The sequence below is a fragment of the Streptomyces sp. AC602_WCS936 genome, assembly GCF_019049125.1.
GTDB lineage: Bacteria > Actinomycetota > Actinomycetes > Streptomycetales > Streptomycetaceae > Streptomyces.
This window is the reverse complement of record NZ_JAGMUF010000066.1, coordinates 169,587-186,952: the sequence shown is the minus strand read 5'-3', so window position 1 is coordinate 186,952 and position 17,366 is coordinate 169,587. Positions and strand designations below refer to the sequence as shown.

Annotated in this window: 13 protein-coding genes; 9 read left to right on the top strand and 4 right to left on the bottom strand. The window is 72.3% G+C overall.

All coding sequences use genetic code 11. From position 1 onward, the window contains the following. The first annotated feature begins 68 nt into the window (after positions 1-68). Positions 69-875, top strand: coding sequence for a 3-oxoadipate enol-lactonase (gene pcaD / locus KUM03_RS22670; RefSeq protein ID WP_217251115.1), 807 nt, complete (start codon positions 69-71; stop codon positions 873-875). Here the strand turns inward: pcaD and KUM03_RS22665 are convergent. Beyond that, positions 859-2,496 (bottom strand): amidase, encoded by a 1,638-nt coding sequence (locus tag KUM03_RS22665; RefSeq protein ID WP_217251114.1) that lies wholly within the window; start codon positions 2,494-2,496, stop codon positions 859-861. The genes pcaD and KUM03_RS22665 overlap by 17 nt on opposite strands. 258 nt (positions 2,497-2,754) lie before the next feature. On the opposite strand from KUM03_RS22665, the gene KUM03_RS22660 reads away from it, so the two are divergent. The 3 genes from KUM03_RS22660 to KUM03_RS22650 all read left to right on the top strand — a co-directional run bounded on the left by KUM03_RS22660 (position 2,755) and on the right by KUM03_RS22650 (position 5,017). Continuing rightward, positions 2,755-3,468: a lytic polysaccharide monooxygenase gene (locus tag KUM03_RS22660; protein ID WP_217251113.1), complete on the top strand. Its 714-nt coding sequence runs from the start codon at positions 2,755-2,757 to the stop codon at positions 3,466-3,468. A gap of 150 nt (positions 3,469-3,618) precedes the next feature. After that, entirely contained in the window at positions 3,619-4,317 is a 699-nt protein-coding gene (locus KUM03_RS22655) for a dienelactone hydrolase family protein (protein WP_217251112.1), read from the top strand. A gap of 37 nt (positions 4,318-4,354) precedes the next feature. After that, positions 4,355-5,017 carry a phosphoribosyltransferase gene (locus tag KUM03_RS22650; RefSeq protein ID WP_217251111.1) on the top strand — a complete coding sequence of 221 codons (663 nt, stop codon included), beginning with the start codon at positions 4,355-4,357 and terminating at the stop codon, positions 5,015-5,017. Positions 5,018-5,054: 37 nt separating this feature from the next. Here the strand turns inward: KUM03_RS22650 and KUM03_RS22645 are convergent, their stop codons facing one another. After that, entirely contained in the window at positions 5,055-5,936 is an 882-nt protein-coding gene (locus KUM03_RS22645) for an SDR family oxidoreductase (protein WP_217251110.1), read from the bottom strand. A gap of 223 nt (positions 5,937-6,159) precedes the next feature. Here KUM03_RS22645 and mgrA point away from each other — a divergent pair, with 223 nt between their 5' ends. After that, complete coding sequence (mgrA, locus tag KUM03_RS22640) at positions 6,160-7,206, top strand: L-glyceraldehyde 3-phosphate reductase (RefSeq protein WP_217251109.1); 1,047 nt, start codon at positions 6,160-6,162, stop codon at positions 7,204-7,206. Between the two features lie 21 nt (positions 7,207-7,227). Here the strand turns inward: mgrA and KUM03_RS22635 are convergent, their stop codons facing one another. Next, positions 7,228-7,842, bottom strand: a complete 615-nt coding sequence (locus tag KUM03_RS22635; RefSeq protein ID WP_217251108.1) for a dihydrofolate reductase family protein — start codon at positions 7,840-7,842, stop codon at positions 7,228-7,230. A gap of 248 nt (positions 7,843-8,090) precedes the next feature. Between KUM03_RS22635 and KUM03_RS22630 the strand changes: the two genes are divergently transcribed. After that, positions 8,091-12,086: an endo-alpha-N-acetylgalactosaminidase family protein gene (locus KUM03_RS22630; RefSeq protein ID WP_254399717.1), complete on the top strand. Its 3,996-nt coding sequence runs from the start codon at positions 8,091-8,093 to the stop codon at positions 12,084-12,086. 25 nt (positions 12,087-12,111) lie between these two features. On the opposite strand, the gene KUM03_RS22625 is transcribed toward KUM03_RS22630, so the two are convergent. Next, the gene (locus KUM03_RS22625; RefSeq protein ID WP_217251107.1) at positions 12,112-13,152 is read right to left on the bottom strand and encodes a LacI family DNA-binding transcriptional regulator; all 1,041 of its coding nucleotides are present in this window, start codon (positions 13,150-13,152) and stop codon (positions 12,112-12,114) included. Between the two features lie 204 nt (positions 13,153-13,356). Here KUM03_RS22625 and KUM03_RS22620 point away from each other — a divergent pair, with 204 nt between their 5' ends. The 3 genes from KUM03_RS22620 to KUM03_RS22610 all read left to right on the top strand — a co-directional run bounded on the left by KUM03_RS22620 (position 13,357) and on the right by KUM03_RS22610 (position 17,276). Then, on the top strand, positions 13,357-15,189 hold the full coding sequence (locus KUM03_RS22620; RefSeq protein ID WP_217251106.1) for a glycoside hydrolase family 35 protein: 1,833 nt from the start codon (positions 13,357-13,359) through the stop codon (positions 15,187-15,189). Between the two features lie 202 nt (positions 15,190-15,391). Further along, on the top strand, positions 15,392-16,222 hold the full coding sequence (locus tag KUM03_RS22615) for a PP2C family protein-serine/threonine phosphatase (RefSeq protein WP_217251105.1): 831 nt from the start codon (positions 15,392-15,394) through the stop codon (positions 16,220-16,222). Positions 16,223-16,274: 52 nt separating this feature from the next. After that, positions 16,275-17,276 carry an MASE1 domain-containing protein gene (locus tag KUM03_RS22610; RefSeq protein WP_217251104.1) on the top strand — a complete coding sequence of 334 codons (1,002 nt, stop codon included), beginning with the start codon at positions 16,275-16,277 and terminating at the stop codon, positions 17,274-17,276. The last annotated feature ends 90 nt before the right edge of the window (positions 17,277-17,366 follow it).

Below are 17,366 nucleotides of genomic sequence, written 5' to 3'. Positions count from 1 at the left end.
TTTGTAATAGAAGTCTGCAGTCGGCGTTCATAGGCTCAGCACATAGCCGCCGGATCACTGGAGCTGACATGACTTCTCAGACCCGTACTGCCATCACCACCGGCGATGGCGTCCGCATCGCCTACCGCTTCGACGGTGACGAGAGCAAGCCGGTGCTGCTGCTCTCGAACTCCATCGGTACCGACCTCCACATGTGGGACGGCCAGGTGCCGGCTCTGACCGAGCACTTCCGGCTGCTCCGGTACGACGCGCGCGGCCACGGCGCCTCCGATGTCCCGAGCGGCCCGTACTCCCTGGACCGGCTGGGGCGTGACGTGGTGGAGCTGCTGGACGCCCTGGGCCTGCGGCGGGTGCATGTGCTGGGCCTGTCCCTGGGTGGGATCGTCGCGCAGTGGCTGGGGATCCACGTCCCGGAGCGTGTCGACCGCCTGGTGCTCTCCAACACCGCCGCGTACCTCGGCCCGGCGAATCAGTGGGACCGGCCCATCGCCGAACTGCTGGAAGCCCCCGACATGCGGGTCACCGCGGAGATGTTCCTGAGCAACTGGTTCCCGACCCGCATGCTGCGCGGCGACGACGAGGTTGTCGAGGGCTTCCGCCGCACCCTGCTCGCCACGGAGCGCGAGGGCGTGGCCGGCAGCTGGGCCGCGGTGCGCGATTACGACCTGCGCCGCACGGCCACCCTCATCCACAGCCCGACACTGGTCATCGCGGGTGAGCACGACACCGTCACGTCCGCCGACCACGGGAAGGAACTGGCCGCGACCGTCCCCGGTGCGCGGTTCACCGTCCTGCCCACGGTGCACATGGCGAACGTCGAAGGGCAGGAGCGGTTCCTGGACGCCGTGGTGACCTTCCTCAAGGAGCAGTCCTGACGGCGTCCTCGGGCGGCAGGGTGGGCAGGTATGCCGGTGCTCGCCAGGCGGCCAGCCGGTGCTCCACCGCCGCCCCGAGGGACAGGAGTCCGGCGTCCTGGTGGTCGCCGGCCATCAGGAGCAGTCCGACCGGCAGTTCGCCGACGAACCCGGCGGGCACGGACAGGGACGGGTATCCGGCGACGGCGGCGGGCGTGGAGGACGGGATCACGTCGTCGTCGCCGCGCGCGCAGTCGGTGGTCCACGCGGGCGGGTTCGTCGGGGCGGCGATGGCGTCCAGGTCGTGCTCGGCCATGGTCTCGTCGATGGACCGCCGGGAGAGGTCTCGCAGCTCGGCGCGCATCGCCCGGTACCGCGGGTCGGTGGTCGGCGGCGCGGCCAGGGCCTGCTCGAACAGCTCCTGGCCGGCGAAGCAGGTCCGCTCGGCCGGGTGGGTGCGGTTGAACTCGATCAGCTCGGCGAGGTCCTGAGGCCCGTCGCGGGTGGTGAGGTAGGCGTCGATGTCCCGGTGGAACTCGCTCAGCAGGGCCGGGAACTCGAGTTCGGCGAGCCGCTCCTGATAGGGCGGGGTCACCTCGACGACGTGCGCGCCCGCGGCACGCAGGTCCGCCGCGGTGCGGGTCATCAGGGCGTCCACCTCCGCGCCGAGCGGGAGTCGCCACAGCCCGATCCGCTTGCCGCGCAGTCCACCGGGCCGGGTGACCGCGTCCGTGAGGTCCTGCGCGCGATCACCGCCGGTCGTCGTGCCGGTGACGTCCTCAGTGATCGCCCAGAGAGTGAGCGCGGTGTCGATCACGTTGCGTGCCATCGGGCCGGCCGTGTCCTGCTCGGCGGAGATCGGGACGATGCCCGTCCCGCTGACCAGGCCGAGGCTGGGTTTGAGACCGACCACGCCGTTCATCCCGGCCGGGCAGACGATCGAGCCGTCGGTCTCGGTGCCGATCGCCACCTGGGCCAGCGACGCGGCGAGCGCGGCGGCCGAGCCGGAGGAGGACCCGCAGGGGTTGCGGTCCAGTACGTACGGGTTGTGCGTCTGGCCGCCCACCGCCGACCAGCCGGAGGTCGGCTTCGCCGCGCGGAAGTTGGCCCATTCGGACAGGTTGGTCTTGCCGAGGATCACCGCGCCGGCCGCCCGCAGTCTCTTCACCAGTACGGCGTCGGTGGCCGGTGGACTCCCGGCCAGGGCCAGCGATCCCGCGGTCGTCGGCATGCCTCGCGTGTCGACGTTGTCCTTGAGGAGGACCGGGATGCCGTCGAGCGGGCCGCGGGTCCGGCCGAGTCGGTGCCGTACGTCGCTGGCGGCCGCCTGGCGCAGCGCGGTCGGGTCGGTGCGCAGCACCGCGTTGATCGTCGGGTCGACGGCCTTGATCCGCCGCAGGTAGGCGAGGGTCAGCCGGTACGACGTCAGTGATCCGCGCCGCATGTGCTCCTGCAACTCGGGAATCGTCACCGTGTTCAGATCCACCCCGCGCACGAGCGCGGCCTCCGCGGCGGCTGACGAGACGCCGGTACCGGACGCGGTGGGCTCGGCGGCCACCGCACGATGGCCCGGGACCCCCGCTGCCAGGAGCGGTGCCACGGCCAGGGCGGCGGTGAACGCCGCCACGCTTGTCATCCTCATGGGCCACAGCTCACTACACGGTCCCGTCGGACACAAGAGGCCGTCTTTCCAGGGGGGTTCAGGTGAGCCGGCCGTCCGGGCGTGCCCGGCTGTTGCCCGTGTCCAACCCCTTGACGCCCCCTCGTCTGCCGCTAAGGTCTAGACCTGCGAGGTGAAGGTCTAGACCTGAATCCAGATGTTGATCGGTGACATCGCAAGCCGGGGCGGGCTGGTTCGGTGTGGATCGAGTGGACCGAGTGGATCGACGAAAGGGATGTCATGCGCATGAAAAGAAGAGTCGCCGTCGCCGTGGGAGCACTGGTCGCTCCGGTGATCGCCGTGAGCCTTCCGGCGCCCTCGGCGAGCGCCCACGGCTGGGTGGTCTCGCCGGGGAGCCGTCAGGACCAGTGCGCCGCGGGCGTGGTGGACTGCGGACAGATCAAGTACGAGCCGCAGAGCGTGGAGGGCCCCAAGGGACTCAACAGCTGCAGCGGCGGCAACGCCCAGTTCGCCGAACTGGACGACGACAGCAAGGGCTGGCGGGTCACGCCGGTCGGCTCCACGCACACCTTCACCTGGCACCACACGGCACGGCACGCCACCGCCAACTGGCAGTACTTCATCGGCAACCAGAAGATCGCCGAGTTCGCCGGCCACGGCGCCCAGCCCGCCCCCGACGTGAGCCACCAGGTGAACTTCGGCGGCTTCACCGGCAAGCAGAAGGTGCTGGCCGTCTGGAACGTCGCGGACACCGGCAACGCCTTCTACTCCTGCATCGATGTCAACATCGGCGGAACCGGTGGCGGTGACGGTGGCGGCGACGGTGAGCCGGGCGACTGCGCCACGGCGGCCTGGAACGCCGGGAACGTCTACAACGGCGGCGACACCGTCTCCCACGGCGGCCACACCTGGCGTGCCAAGTGGTGGGTGACCGGCGAGGAGCCCGGTACCACCGGCGAGTGGGGCGTCTGGGAAGACCTCGGAGTCTGCTAGGGCTCCCGCACCCGGTCGCGACCGGCCGGCGTACGCCCCGCGAGGGGCGCACGCCGGCCTCCGCACGCCCGCACCCGGGCCCGGGTGTGTCCGCTCCTCCGACCGGGTACCCGTTCGCAGCGAACGGCCGGCCTCCGGGATGTGAGCACGATGGTCTCCGAAACCGCACGGGTGCCTTCGGCAGACGTGACCCTGACCGGCGACCTCACGGTCCCCGCCGGGGCGCGGGGCCTGGTCCTGTTCGCGCACGGCAGCGGCAGCTCGCGTCTCAGCCCCCGCAACCGGGCGGTCGCCGCCGGTCTGCGGCGGGCCGGGCTGGGCACGTTCCTGCTGGACCTGCTGACCGAGGACGAGGAGCGCGAGGACACCGCCACGGGCAGGCACCGTTTCGACGTCACCCTGCTGGCCCGGCGCCTGGCGGACGCCGTCGACTGGCTTGAGCGGCGCCCCGACACGGCCGGCCTGGCCGTGGGCCTGTTCGGCGCGAGCACGGGAGCGGCCGCAGCCCTCGGGGCGGCCGCGGAGCGACCTCGACGGGTCTGCGCGGTGGTGTCGAGGGGAGGCAGACCGGACCTGGCCGGCGACACGCTGCCCCTGGTCGCCGCACCGGTCCTGCTCGTCGTCGGTGGCGACGATGCCGCCGTCCTCGGTCTCAACCGTGAGGCCGCGAGGAAGCTGTCGGCGCCCCACCGCACGCACGTCGTGCCGGGCGCCACGCACCTCTTCCCGGAACCGGGCGCCCTGGAGCAGGTCACCGAGGCCGCCGCCGACTGGTTCCGTGCGCACCTGGCCCAGGGAGCAGGCGATCAGTGTTCCGGCCGGACCCGTCCCGGACGGCCGACGGAGTGACAGCCTCCCTACCCGCGAGGAGACAGGCGGACAGGTCATGCGATTCCACAACCGCAGGGAAGCCGGCCGGCAACTCGGTCTTCGGCTCATGGAGCGGGCCCGGGAGCGCGACTTCCTCCGGCCCGTCGTGCTCGCGCTGCCCCGCGGCGGCGTACCGGTGGCCGCCGAGGTCGCCCAGGCGCTCGGCGCACCACTGGACGTACTGGTCGCGCGCAAGATCGGCCTTCCCGGCAGGCCGGAGACCGGCATCGGAGCCGTCGTGGGCGACGACCCCCCGCTGTTCGACCAGCGCGCCCTGGAAATGCTCGGTCTGACCGAGGACCGGCTCGCTCCCGACGTGGCCCGCGAACGTGACGAACTGAGACGTCGCACCCTGCTCTACCGGGGGGACCGCTCCGCGCCCGACGTCGGGGACCGCACCGTGATCGTCGTCGACGACGGCCTGGCCACCGGCGCCACCGCACGCGCCGCGCTCCGTCATCTGCGCCCGCTGCGGCCCGGCCGGCTGATCCTGGCCGTCCCCGTCGGCGCACCCGAGACCGTCGCCGAGATGCGTTCCGAGGCCGACGACGTGGTCTGCCTCCAGCAGCCGCCGGACTTCCGGGCGGTCGGCCTCTGGTACGACGACTTCGACCAGGTGGACGACGACGAGGTCGTCGAGGTGCTGGACGCCCTGCGCGCCTCGACGCGCGGCACCTGAGACGGCGGCGTTCGGGCAGGCGCCCCGCAACCGCGGCTCAGGGCAGCGGTGTCCCTCCCGTCGCGTTGAGGATCTCCGCGGTGACGTAGCCGGCCTCCTGGGAGGCGAGGTAGACGTACGCCGGTGCCAGCTCGGCCGGCTGGGCGGGGCGGCCCAGCGGACTCTGCTTGCCGAACTCCACCGTGTCCGGCAGCGTCGCCGGGATCAGCGGAGTCCACACGGGGCCCGGCGCCACCGCGTTCACCCGGATGCCGCGCTCGGCGACCATCTGGGCGAGACCCTGGGTGAAGGTCACGATCGCGCCCTTGGTCATCGCGTAGTCCAGCAGGTGCGGGCTGGGCTTGTACGCCTGGACCGAGGTGGTGTTGATGACACTGCCGCCGGCGGGGATGTGCGGCAGCGCGAACTTGGTCAGCCAGAACATGCCGTAGAGGTTGGTCCGCATCACCCGGTCGAACTGCTCCGTCGGGATCGCCTCGATGCCGTCGGGCTGCGCCATCTGGTACGCCGCGTTGTTCACCAGTACGTCGATGCCGCCGAACTCCGACACCGCCCGGTCGATCAGCGACCGGCAGGAATCCTCCTCACGGATGTCGCAGGAGACGGCCACGGCCTTCCGCCCGGCCTCCTCCACGAGCCGCGACGTCTCCCGTGCCTCGCCCTCCTCCTGCGCGAGGTGGGTGAACAGCACGTCGGCCCCCTCCCGGGCGAAGGCCAGGGCCACCGCGCGGCCGATGCCGGAGTCACCGCCCGTGATGACGGTCCTGCGGCCCCTCAGCCGCCCCGACCCGCGGTACGAGTCCTCACCGTGGTCGGGCGGCGGGTCCATCGGCCCGGTCCAGCCGGGGTGCGGCTGGTCCTGGGCGGCGAAGTCGGGGCGGGGGTACTGGTCGGTCGGGTCGCGCTGGTCGTCCGCCACGTCGGCCTCCTGAGTGTCGTACGGCGAAGTCAGCGACCGTGTTCCCCGGGCGGGCCGGCCGAAAGGTGGGACTGCTGGCCCGGGACCTGGCCGGCGTCGAGAAACGACAGTGCTCAATGCCATGAGCCGTTCTTGTTGGACGGCCGCACGAACCGCGCGCGATGATGACGCGACGTCCGTCGTCACGGACCACCCACCTTCCTCAGCAACACGGAGAACCTTCATGAACCACGTCGCCGACCCCGGCCGGTACGACGGCACCATGCAGTACCGGCGCACCGGACGTTCCGGTCTCGACCTGCCCGTGCTGTCGCTCGGCTACTGGCACAACTTCGGTGACGACAAGCCGTTCGAGACGCAGCGGGAGATCGCCCTGCGCGCCTTCGACCTGGGCATCACCCACCACGACCTGGCCAACAACTACGGCCCGCCCTACGGCGCCGCGGAGACCAACTTCGGCAGGATCCTCCGCCAGGACCTGGCGCCGTACCGGGACGAACTGGTGATCTCCACCAAGGCCGGCTGGGACATGTGGCCCGGCCCCTACGGCCAGGGCGGCGGCTCCCGCAAGTACCTCCTCGCCTCCCTCGACCAGTCCCTCGAGCGCACGGGCCTGGAGTACGTCGACATCTTCTACTCCCACCGCCTGGACGCCTCCACGCCGCTGGAGGAGACCATGACGGCGCTGGACACCGCGGTGCGCCAGGGCAAGGCCCTCTACGTCGGCATCTCCTCCTACGACGCCGAGCGCTCCCGGCAGGCCGCGGCGATCCTGCGCGACCTGGGCACCCCGCTGCTGATCCACCAGCCGTCGTACAACATGCTCAACCGGTGGATCGAGACCGAGGGCCTGCTCGACGCCGCGGCCGACGAGGGCTTCGGCGTCATCGGGTTCACCGCCCTCGCCCAGGGCCTGCTCACCGGCCGCTACCTCGACGGGGTCCCCGAGGGGTCCCGCGCCACCCAGGGCAAGTCCTTCACCGCCGACTGGCTCACCGAGGACACGCTCGGGAGGCTGCGCGCCCTGAACGACATCGCCGCCCGCCGGGGCCAGAGCCTGGCCCAGATGGCGCTCGCCTGGGCCCTGCGCGACCCGCGCGTGACCTCACTGGTCATCGGCGCCTCCCGCACCGAGCAGCTGGAGCAGAACGTGGCCGCGCTGGACAACCTCTCCTTCAGCGAGGAGGAACTCGCCGAGATCGACAAGCACGCGGTGGCCGTCGCCGGCGTCGACCTGTGGCGGCAGGCCCGCACGGGCGCCCTCGGCTGAGGCACCGGGCGTCACAGGGGGTCACGTGACGTCGTAGGTCACGTGCGTGGCCGTCGTCGTCGCAGTCACGTCGCGCCGCACCAGCGTCCGCCGCGTACCGCCGGTGAACAGGGGCGTCCCGGAGCCCAGCACGACGGGCGCGAGGTGCAGCGTCAGCGTGTCGACCAGCCCCGCGTCGAGCGCCGAGCCGACGGTGGCCCCGCCGCCCATGAGCACGACGTCGAGGTCCTCGCCGCCGCGCGCCGACGCCGCCTCGGCGCGCTCGCGGGCGGCGGCGACGGCGTCCGGCAGGCCGGTGGTGACGAACGTCCAGTCGAGGTCGGCGAGCCGCACCGCCTCGGGCGGCGAACTCGTCACGACCACGAAGGCGGGTCTGCCGACCTCGTGGGCGCCGTATCCGGACGTGTCGTCCCAGCCCTGCGGCCCGTCGACCACGTCGAAGAGCCGGCGGCCGAGGACGACGGCCCCCGAGCGGGCGGTGGCCTCCCGCAGGACCCGCCGGTCGTCGGGGTCGTCGGAGAACGCCCAGGTGTGCAGGGCCTCGCCGCCGGTGCCCAGACCGCTGTCCGGGCCGGGGTCCGGACCGGTGACGAAGCCGTCGAGAGAGACGGAGATGTCCGCGATGATGCGTGTCATACCAGTGCGGACCCGAGGCGTCACCGAAACTCATCGCGTCCTGTGACGCACTCTGGTGTTATCGATGCCATTTCCACTATGGTCCCCGTGTTCTCCGGTCGGCAGAGCCGGCCGTCCCGAGGAGCCGCTGGATGGTAGCGATGAACCTGCGAGAACCCCGAACAGCCCGAACTCCCCGAACACCCCCGCCCCCGACTCCCCGGCATACAGCCCGGTGGAGACCGGGTACGGCGGCCGCCGTCGGCGCGATGCTGGTCGTGAGCGCCTTGTCGACCGCTGCCATGCCGGCCCACGCGGACGACCGGGCCCCCGCCCCGCCCGCGGACGCGTCCGCGGCGTGGACGCCGGTCCCGCCACCCGAGCCCGACGACCCGGCCACTTCCGTCGCGCTGTCGCGCGCCGGACTGACCGTGCGGGTCGCCGAGGAGTTCCCGCAGGTCGTCTCGTACGACCTCGACGGCCGCCGGCTGGACGGCAAGGCGGAGGTCCTGGACACCTTCACCGTCAACGGCAAGCCCCACAAGGCCCGCACGACGATGAAGGCGAACCGGCACAAGGCCACCTACACCTCCACCTTCGCCGATCTGCCGGACCTCACCCTGACCTCCAGCATCACGGTCACCGACCGGCGCACCGTGGTCTTCGCCGTCGAGAAGATCTCCGGCGGCGCCGCGGCGGGCGTCAACGAGCTGTCGGTACCCGGCCAGTCACTCGTCTCCGTCGACTCCGCCGACCGCGGGGCGAGCCTGGCCCGTACGAAGATCTCGACCGACTCCACGACGACGGCGGACCGGTTCGTCGACATCACCGGCGCCACCGAGCCCGACGAGGCGCCGGTCGGCACGCCCTACGGCTTCGTGTCCCACGACGGACTCGCGGCGGGGCTGATCACCAACGCCACCGACGACTCCGCGCAGGGGAACAACGACAACTGGAACACCCGGCTCCAGTCAAGGATCGTGGACGCCGGCGACGGCGCACGCCGCGCCGAACTGTCCGTCGGCGCCTACACGTACGCGCCCAAGGGCGCCACGGACCCGCGGGTCGCCCGCTACGAGCTGCCGAGGACCACCGTCGTCCTCGCCGCGGACGCCAACGGCGACGCCCGGGTCGACTGGCAGGACGCCGCCATCGCCCACCGCAACGCCATGACCCGCCCGCTGGGCGCCGACCGGGTGCCCGAACGGGTCGTCCAGCACATCCCGTTCAACTTCGCGAGCCAGGCCACCAACCCGTTCCTGAAGACGCTCGACAACGTCAAGCGGATCTCGATGGCGACGGACGACCTCGGCCAGTGGGTCCTGGAGAAGGGCTACGCCGGCGAGGGCCACGACTCCGGGCACCCGGACTACGGCGGCAACGAGAACGTCCGGGCGGGGGGACGCGCCGGACTGGGCGAGCTGATCCGTGAAGGCGCCCGCTACAACGCCGACTTCGCCGTGCACGTCAACGCGACCGAGGCCTACCCCCAGGCGAAGAACTTCAGCGACGTGCTGATCAAGGGCCAGGGGCTGGGCTGGAACTGGCTCAACCAGGCCTACCACATCGACCAGCGCACCGACCTGGGCAGCGGCGCCGTCCTGGACCGCTTCCGGCAACTGCGCAAGGACTATCCCCAGCTCAAGAGCGTCTACATCGACGTGTACTACTCCAGCGGCTGGCTGGCCGACGAACTCGCCTCCGAGCTGCGCGAGATGGGCTTCGAGGTCACCACCGAGTGGGCGTACAAGTTCGAGGGCACCTCCATCTGGTCCCACTGGGCGAGCGACAAGAACTACGGCGGCGCCACCAACAAGGGCATCAACTCCAACATCGTGCGCTTCATCGCCAACTCCGACCGCGACGTGTGGAACGTCGACCCGCTGCTGGGCGGCACCAGCATCAAGGAGTTCGAGGGCTGGACCGGGCAGGACGACTGGAACACCTTCTACCGCAATATCTGGACCGACAACCTGCCCACCAAGTTCCTCCAGCACTACCAGGTCATGGACTGGGACTTCGGCAGGAGCGCCCGCCTGACCGGCGACGTCGCCGTCACCAAGGCCGACGGGGACGAGCGCCGGATCACCATGGGCGACGCGGTGGTCCTCGACGGCGACACCTACCTGCTGCCCTGGGGCCGCGCCGACAAGAAGGACGGCACCTCGTCACCGAGCGACGCCGACAAGATGTACCACTACAGCGCCTCCGGCGGCACGCACACCTTCGACCTCACCCGCCAGTTCGCCGGGACGCAGGACTTCACGCTGTACGAGCTCACCGACCAGGGACGCACCGACGCCACCCGGGTCCGCGCCCGTGACGGCCGGGTGACCCTGACCGCCGAGGCGGACCGGCCGTACGTGCTGGTGCCCCGTGGCGGCAAGGCACCGCACACCGACCCGCGCTACGGCGCCGGCACCGGCATCGACGACCCCGGCTTCAACGCGGGCGACCTGGCCGACTGGCACCCTCGCGGCGGCGCGACGATCGAGCGGGCCGACAACGGCGACAACGTCGCCCGGCTGGGCACGGAAGACTCCCGCGTGTCCCAGCGGGTGAAAGGCCTGAGCCCCGGCAAGCGGTACACGCTGAGCGCCGATGTGGAGATCGCCGCGGGACACCGGCGCGCCACCACCCTGCGTGTGACCGGAGCCGGCGAGGAGGCCGAGAACACCTTCGACATCACCCCGGCGCGCAATTGGATGGCCGCCGACGAGAAGCGGGACACCTACTCCCAGCGCGCTTCCGTGGCCTTCACCGCTCCGGCGAACGGCGAGGTCACCATCGCCGTCGCCGCCGAACCCGGAGCGGCCGCCATCGTCCTCGACGACCTGAGGGTCATGCCCGACACCACCGCGCCGCTGCCGTCGCGCGACAGCTCAGTGATCGCGCGGAACGACTTCGAGGGCAACCAGCCCGGCTGGGGCCCGTTCGTCAAGGGCGACGCCGGAGGCGTCACCGACCCCCGCACCAGCATCAGCGAACTGCACGCCCCCTACAGCCAGAAGGAGTGGAAGAACAGCCACGCGCCGTACGACGAAGGCACTCTCGACGGCAAGGCGGTCGACGACGTCATCGGCGGCGGACACTCGCTCAAGTCGCACGCGGAGAACACCGGTCTGGTGTACCGCACGGTCCCCGCGACCGTGCCCTTCGAGGCCGGGCACAAGTACGTCGTGTCCTTCCGCTACCAGACCAACGTCCCGGGGCAGTGGGCCTGGGTGACCGGCGCGGACACCGTCGGCGACGGGAAGACCGAGGCCAGGGAGATCACCCGGGAGACCTTCGAACCCGCTCTGGACACCGCCACGTACACCGGGGAGATCGTCGCCGGCTGCGGCGACACCTGGGTCGGCCTGCGCAAGCTCGGCGGGGCCGCGGGCACGGACTTCGTCCTCGACGACTTCCGGGTCGAGGACCTCGGACCGGTGGACGGCGGCCCGGCCTGCGCCCGCCTGACCGCTCCGGCCAACGCCGACCTCAGCCCGGGCTCACCCGGCGAGTACCGGACGACCTTCACCAACCACGAGGCGACCGACGCGCGAAACGTCGCCGTGCGCCTGGACGACGTCCCCACCGGCTGGACCGTCGAGGTGAAGGAGAAGGACGGCAACCTCTTCGACTCGGTCGCCCCCGGCGAGACCGTCACCACGAGCTGGCTGCTCACCCCGCCCGAGAGCGCCGCGGGCACCACGGCCGACTGGACGGCGACGGGCGTCTACGACGAGTCCGGCGTCACCAAGACCGTCACGGCGCGCGCCGGGGCCGCCGTCTCCGACGTACCCGTGCTCTCCCCGGCCTCGATGACGGCGACCGCCGACTCGGAGAACCGCTCCTCCGGCAGCGCGGAGGGCCCGGTCGGCAACGTGCTCGACGGCGACCCCGGCACCATCTGGCACACCGACTACACGGACACGCCCGCGCCCTACCCGCACTGGGTGACCCTGAAGCTGGCCGGGGAGGCCGAGGTGAACGGCCTCGGCTACCTCGGGCGGCAGAGCGGAGGGCCGAACGGCCGGGTCGAGGACTACGAAGTCGCCGTGTCCGACGACGGCCGGGAGTGGACGACGGTGGCCGAGGGGTCGCTGGTGGACGCGCGGGAGACGCAGCGCGTCTCGTTCGATCCGGTACGCGCCTCCTACGTCCGGTTCACCGCGCTGAACGCGCTCAACGGGCAGCCGTTCGCGGCGGCCGCCGAACTGCGCGTCTACGGCACCCCGGCCGACCCGCCCGCCGGCTTCCCGCCGGGCACGCGGCCGTAGCCGTCACCGCGCGCACCGCCCCGCCTCAGCCGGTACCGCCGGCGGCCGGGGCGGTGCTGGCACGCACGACCAGTCTCGGCTCGACCGAGGCCGGTTCGGGTCCGGCCGCCGGGTCCTCGATGTGCCGCAGCAGATGGCGGAACGCCAGCGCGCCCATGTCCGTGAAGGACTGCGAGACGGTCGTCAGAGACGGGGAGCAGTAGGCGGCCAGGTCGATGTCGTCGACCCCGACGACCGAGACGTCCCGGGGGACCTCGCGGCCCGACTCGTGCAGGGCCCGGATGACGCCGAAGGCCATCTCGTCGCTCGCGGCGAAGACGGCGGTCACCTCGGGAATCCGGGCCAGGACCAGGCCGTTGCGGTAGCCCGACGACGGCGTCCAGTCGCCGGTGAGGACGGGCGGGACACCGCGGCCCTCGGCCTCCAGCGTCTCCTGCCAGCCCTTGAGCCGGCTCTGCGCGTCCAGCCACGCGTCGGGCCCCGCCACGTGCCAGACCGTCTCGTGGCCGAGGTCGAGCAGGTGACGCGTGGCCAGCCGGGCCGCCTCCACCTGGTCGACGGCCACCACCTCCGAGGCGGCGGTGCGGGAACCGTCCACCGTCACGGTCGGCAGCGACCGGGTCAGCTGCTCGATGCGCGGGCTGACGTGGATCAGCGGGATGGCGAGGACGACGCCCTCGACGCCCTGGTCCGCGAGCCGGGCCAGCGCCGCCTCGACGACGGAGGTGTCGAGCGACTCGGTGGAGGCCGTGACCACCGACCAGCCGGCCGCGCGGGCCGCCTGCTCGATGCCGAAGGTCAGGGTGACCCGCGAGTAGAACGTCGTCTGCAGCGTCACCACGCCGATGGTCCGGCTGCGTCCGGAGGAGAGCGTCCCCGCCGCGCTGTTCTTGCGGTAGCCGAGCTGTTCGACGGCGGCGAGCACCTTGGCGCGGGTCTCCGCGCGGACATTGGGGTGACCGGACAGCGCGCGCGACACGGTCTGCGCGGAGACCCCCGCCACCCGGGCCACGTCCGTCATACCGGGCGCCCGACCGACCGCCCCCGCACCCTTCGCCGTCTCCATGGGGTCCTCTCTCGCGTAAGCGCTCCGGATGATACCGGGCGGGTCCGGACCGTGAGCGATGCGGCGTTGGCATCGATAACATTCTGTGCCATAGTTCCGGCCACGGAGGGGAGCCGCGCGGCCCCACCTGTGCACTCACCAGCCCACGCAGCCACGAGGAGGGGCCGTGCCCGAGAGGCGTACGCGAACGGCGGGAGCCGCCGGATGAACCGCCCGGCGCCGACCGCCCTGCTGACCCATCCGGACGGCCGTCTGCTGCGCGCCGGACGGCCGCACCGCGTCCTGGCCGGTTCGCTGCACTACTTCCGGGTGCACCCGCGCCAGTGGGCGGACCGTCTGGCGCGTCTCGCGGCGATGGGCCTGAACACGGTGGACACCTACGTCGCCTGGAACTTCCACGAGCGGCGGCCGGGCGAGCACCGCTTCGACGGCTGGCGGGACGTCGAGCGCTTCGCGTCCCTCGCCGCGGACGCCGGGCTCGACGTGGTCCTGCGCCCCGGGCCCTACATCTGCGCCGAGTGGGACAACGGCGGCCTGCCCGCCTGGCTCACCGACCGGCCCGGCATGCGCCTGCGTTCCTCGTACACCCCCTACCTCGACGAGGTCGCCCGCTGGTTCGACGTCCTCGTGCCCCGGATCGCCGGCCTCCAGGCCGCCCGCGGCGGACCCGTCGTCGCCGTCCAGGTCGAGAACGAGTACGGCAGCTACGGCGACGACCACACCTACGTCCGGTGGGTGCACGACGCCCTGACCGCACGGGGCATCACCGAGCTGTGCTACACCGCCGACGGTCCGACCGAGCTGATGCAGGACGGTGGCTCCCTCCCCGGCGTGCTGGCGGCGGCCACCTTCGGCTCGCGCGCCGTCGAGGCCGCCCGGCTGCTGCGCTCGCGCCGGAGCGGGGAACCGTTCGTGTGCGCGGAGTTCTGGAACGGCTGGTTCGACCACTGGGGCGAGGAGCACCACACCCGGTCGCCCGAGAGCGCGGTGGCCACCCTGTCCGAGATCCTCGCCGAGGACGGCTCCGTCAGCCTCTATCCCGCGCATGGCGGCACCAACTTCGGCCTCTGGGCGGGCGCCAACCACGCGGACGGCGCCATCCAGCCCACGGTCACCAGCTACGACTCCGACGCGCCGATCGCCGAGCACGGTGCCCTGACCGACAAGTTCCACCGGATGCGCGAGCTGCTGCTGACCGCCACCGATCGCCCGCCGCGACCACTGCCCGAACCACCCGCGCTCCTGCCCGCCCGCACCCTGCCCGTCACCCCGGGCCCGCCCCTGCTCCCGGCGCTCGAAGCCGTCGGCGAGGCCGTGCACTCGCCCGACCCGCTGAGCTTCGGGGAACTGGGCTTGTCCGGCGGGCTCGTCCTCTACCGGGCGCACCCCGTACTGCCGCACGGCCGGGTCGAACTGGGCGTGTCCGGGCTGCACGACCGGGCGCAGGTCTTCGTCGACGGAGAGCCCGCCGGAATCCTCGACCGCGAGACGGGCATCCTCACAGTCGACGGAGCGGGCCGGGCCGTCCGCCTCGAACTCCTGGTCGAGAACCAGGGGCGCATCAACTACGGCCCGCTCCTCGGGCAGGGCAAGGGCATCCTCGGCGGGGTCCGGATCGACCGCCGGCTGGTGCACCGCTGGACCATGCGGCCGCTGCCCCTCGACACGTGGACCGCTGACGACCTCGACCGGGCCACCGCCGCGCCGGAGCTCTCCGCGACCGTGCCGGCGACGGACCCGCGGGTGCCGGGCCGCCGGGCGGGGTTCGCCACGGCCACCTTCACCGCCGACGGAGCGGCCGACACTTTCCTCGCCCTCCCCGGCTTCCGCAAGGGCTTCGTCTGGATCAACGGCTTCCTCCTCGGCCGCTACTGGAACGCGGGACCGCAGGTCACGCTCTACCTGCCCGCACCGCTCACCACCGCCGGCGACAACACCCTCACCGTCCTCGAACTGGAGCGGGCGGGCGACCGCGTGGAACTGCGCGAACGCCCCGAGCTCGGCCCGCCGCAGGAGTACGTCGAGACCTTCGACTGAACCCCCGGACCCGGTGCGCGCCGGTCCCGAGGTGCGCTCCCTCCGCCGGGTCCGCTCGGTGTGCCCGCGTCGCCGGCAGGTGGGAGACTTGCCGTGTTCGGGGCACAGGGAGGTGCCCTCCGGCGAAGGACGGGCGGACGGATCATGCGGGGAGAGCAACCCGTCGGAGCCGGCCGGTCCGTGCGCGATCCCGGAGCGGCCGATGTTCCGCAAGCGTCCGGCACCTGACGGCGAAGAGCTCCTGGACCGACTCGCGACGCTGACCACACGGGCGCGGGAGCTCGCCGAGCTGCGGCGCTCCCAGGTGGAACTCGCCATCGCCCTGCAACGCGACATGCTTCCCGCGGACCTGCCCGTGGTCCCCGGCTTCCACCTCGCCGCCCGGTACGCGCCCGCCTACGCCGGACTCAACGTGGGCGGCGACTGGTACGACGCCTTCATGCTCCCCGACGGCAGGGTCGGCCTCTCCGTCGGCGACGTGCAGGGCCACGCCATCGACGCGGCGGCGTTCATGGGTCAGGTCCGCGCGGGCCTGCGCGCCCTGGCCTCGGTCACGGGCGAACCCGGCGACCTCCTCGCCCGCACCAACGACCTCGTCCTCTCCCTGGGCAAGGACCTCTTCGCCACCTGCACCTTCATGCGGTTCGACCCGGCCACCGGGGTGATGGAGAGTGCCCGGGCGGGCCACATCCCCTGCGTCTGGGCCACGGCGGACGGAAGGGCGGGGGTGTCCGACGACGAAGGGGGACCGCCGCTGGGTGTGGTGAGTGGTGTCGAGTACCCGGTGACCCGGTACCGGCTGGCCCTGGGCGGAGTGTTCGTCCTCCTCACCGACGGGGTGGTCGAGGGACCCGCGCTGAGCGTCGACGAGGGTCTCGAGAGGGTCGTCCGACTGGCGGGCATCGCGGCCGTCGCCGGCATGGACGCCCCCGCGCTCGCGGCGGCCGTGCTGAAGAACGCCGAGCTGGTCGGCCACGACGACGACGCGGCCGTCCTGGTCGTGGGCCACGACGCGCGCGCCGTTACTCCATAGGGCGGCGTACGGGGAGCCTCCCGCCTCGCCGACGCGGCGCGGGCGGTGTCTGATGGCTGCTGTGGTGGGTATTCGCGCGTGGCCCCGGCCGGTCGTCCTCGCTCTCGGGACGCTGCTCGTCGCCGCCTGCTACTACGCGGCGGGACGGCTCGGGCTCACGCAGCAGCTGGTCGCGGAGGGTTCCGTGGTCACTCCCATCTGGCCGCCCACCGGACTGGCGGTGACCTGTCTGCTGCTGTTCGGCCCGGCGTGCGTACCGGGCATCGCCATCGGCGCCCTGCTGGTCGTCGCCTCCATCACCCCTCCGGGGCCGGCCGCCATCGGTGTGGTGGCCGGGAACACGGCGGCCCCGCTCTGCGCGTACCTGATGCTGCGGGCCGTGGGCTTCCGCACGGACCTGGCCCGCATCCGCGACGGGGTGGCACTCGTCTTCCTCGGGGCGCTGGCCGCCATGCTGATCAGCTCGGGAGCGGGCGTCGGCATGCTCGCCGTCGGGGGCAAGCTGCCCGCGGGCGACGTCTGGTTCGTGTGGCTGGCGTGGTGGGTGGGCGACGCGATGGGCGTCGTCCTCGTGACCCCGCTGCTGCTCCTGCTGTACCGCGGCCTCCGGGCGCCTCCGCGTGCCCGGTGGGCGGAGGCGGCGGTCCTCGTGGTGGCCGCGGGCGCAGTGGTGCCGCTGGCCGCCTACAGCCGGGTCAGCATGCTGTTCCTGGTGTATCCGTTGCTGATCTGGGCCGCGCTCCGCTTCCAGCTGGCCGGCAGCATGCCGTGCGCCCTCTTCGCCTCCGTCGTGACGACCGTCGCGGCCGGTGACGACGCGGGCTCCTTCGGGCGGCTGACCGACGTGGAGGTGATGGTGAAGCTGCAGGCGTTCAACGGCACCATGGCCCTCACCGCGCTGCTGCTCTCCGCCGTCATCAGCGAGCAGCTCCACACCCGGCGCTCGGTGGAGCGTGCCTGCCAGGAACTGGTCGAGGCGCTGCAGCACCTGAGCGCCGGAACGCCTCCGGGCCCGCCCCCGGGGGCACCCGACGCGGGGCGTTCCGACATGTGACGCAGATCGCATGGAAAAGTCAGAACGCCGGGAATCGGCCAGTGCTGCGATAACCGGATATCGGACAGCCCCCGCCCGACTGCCGAGATC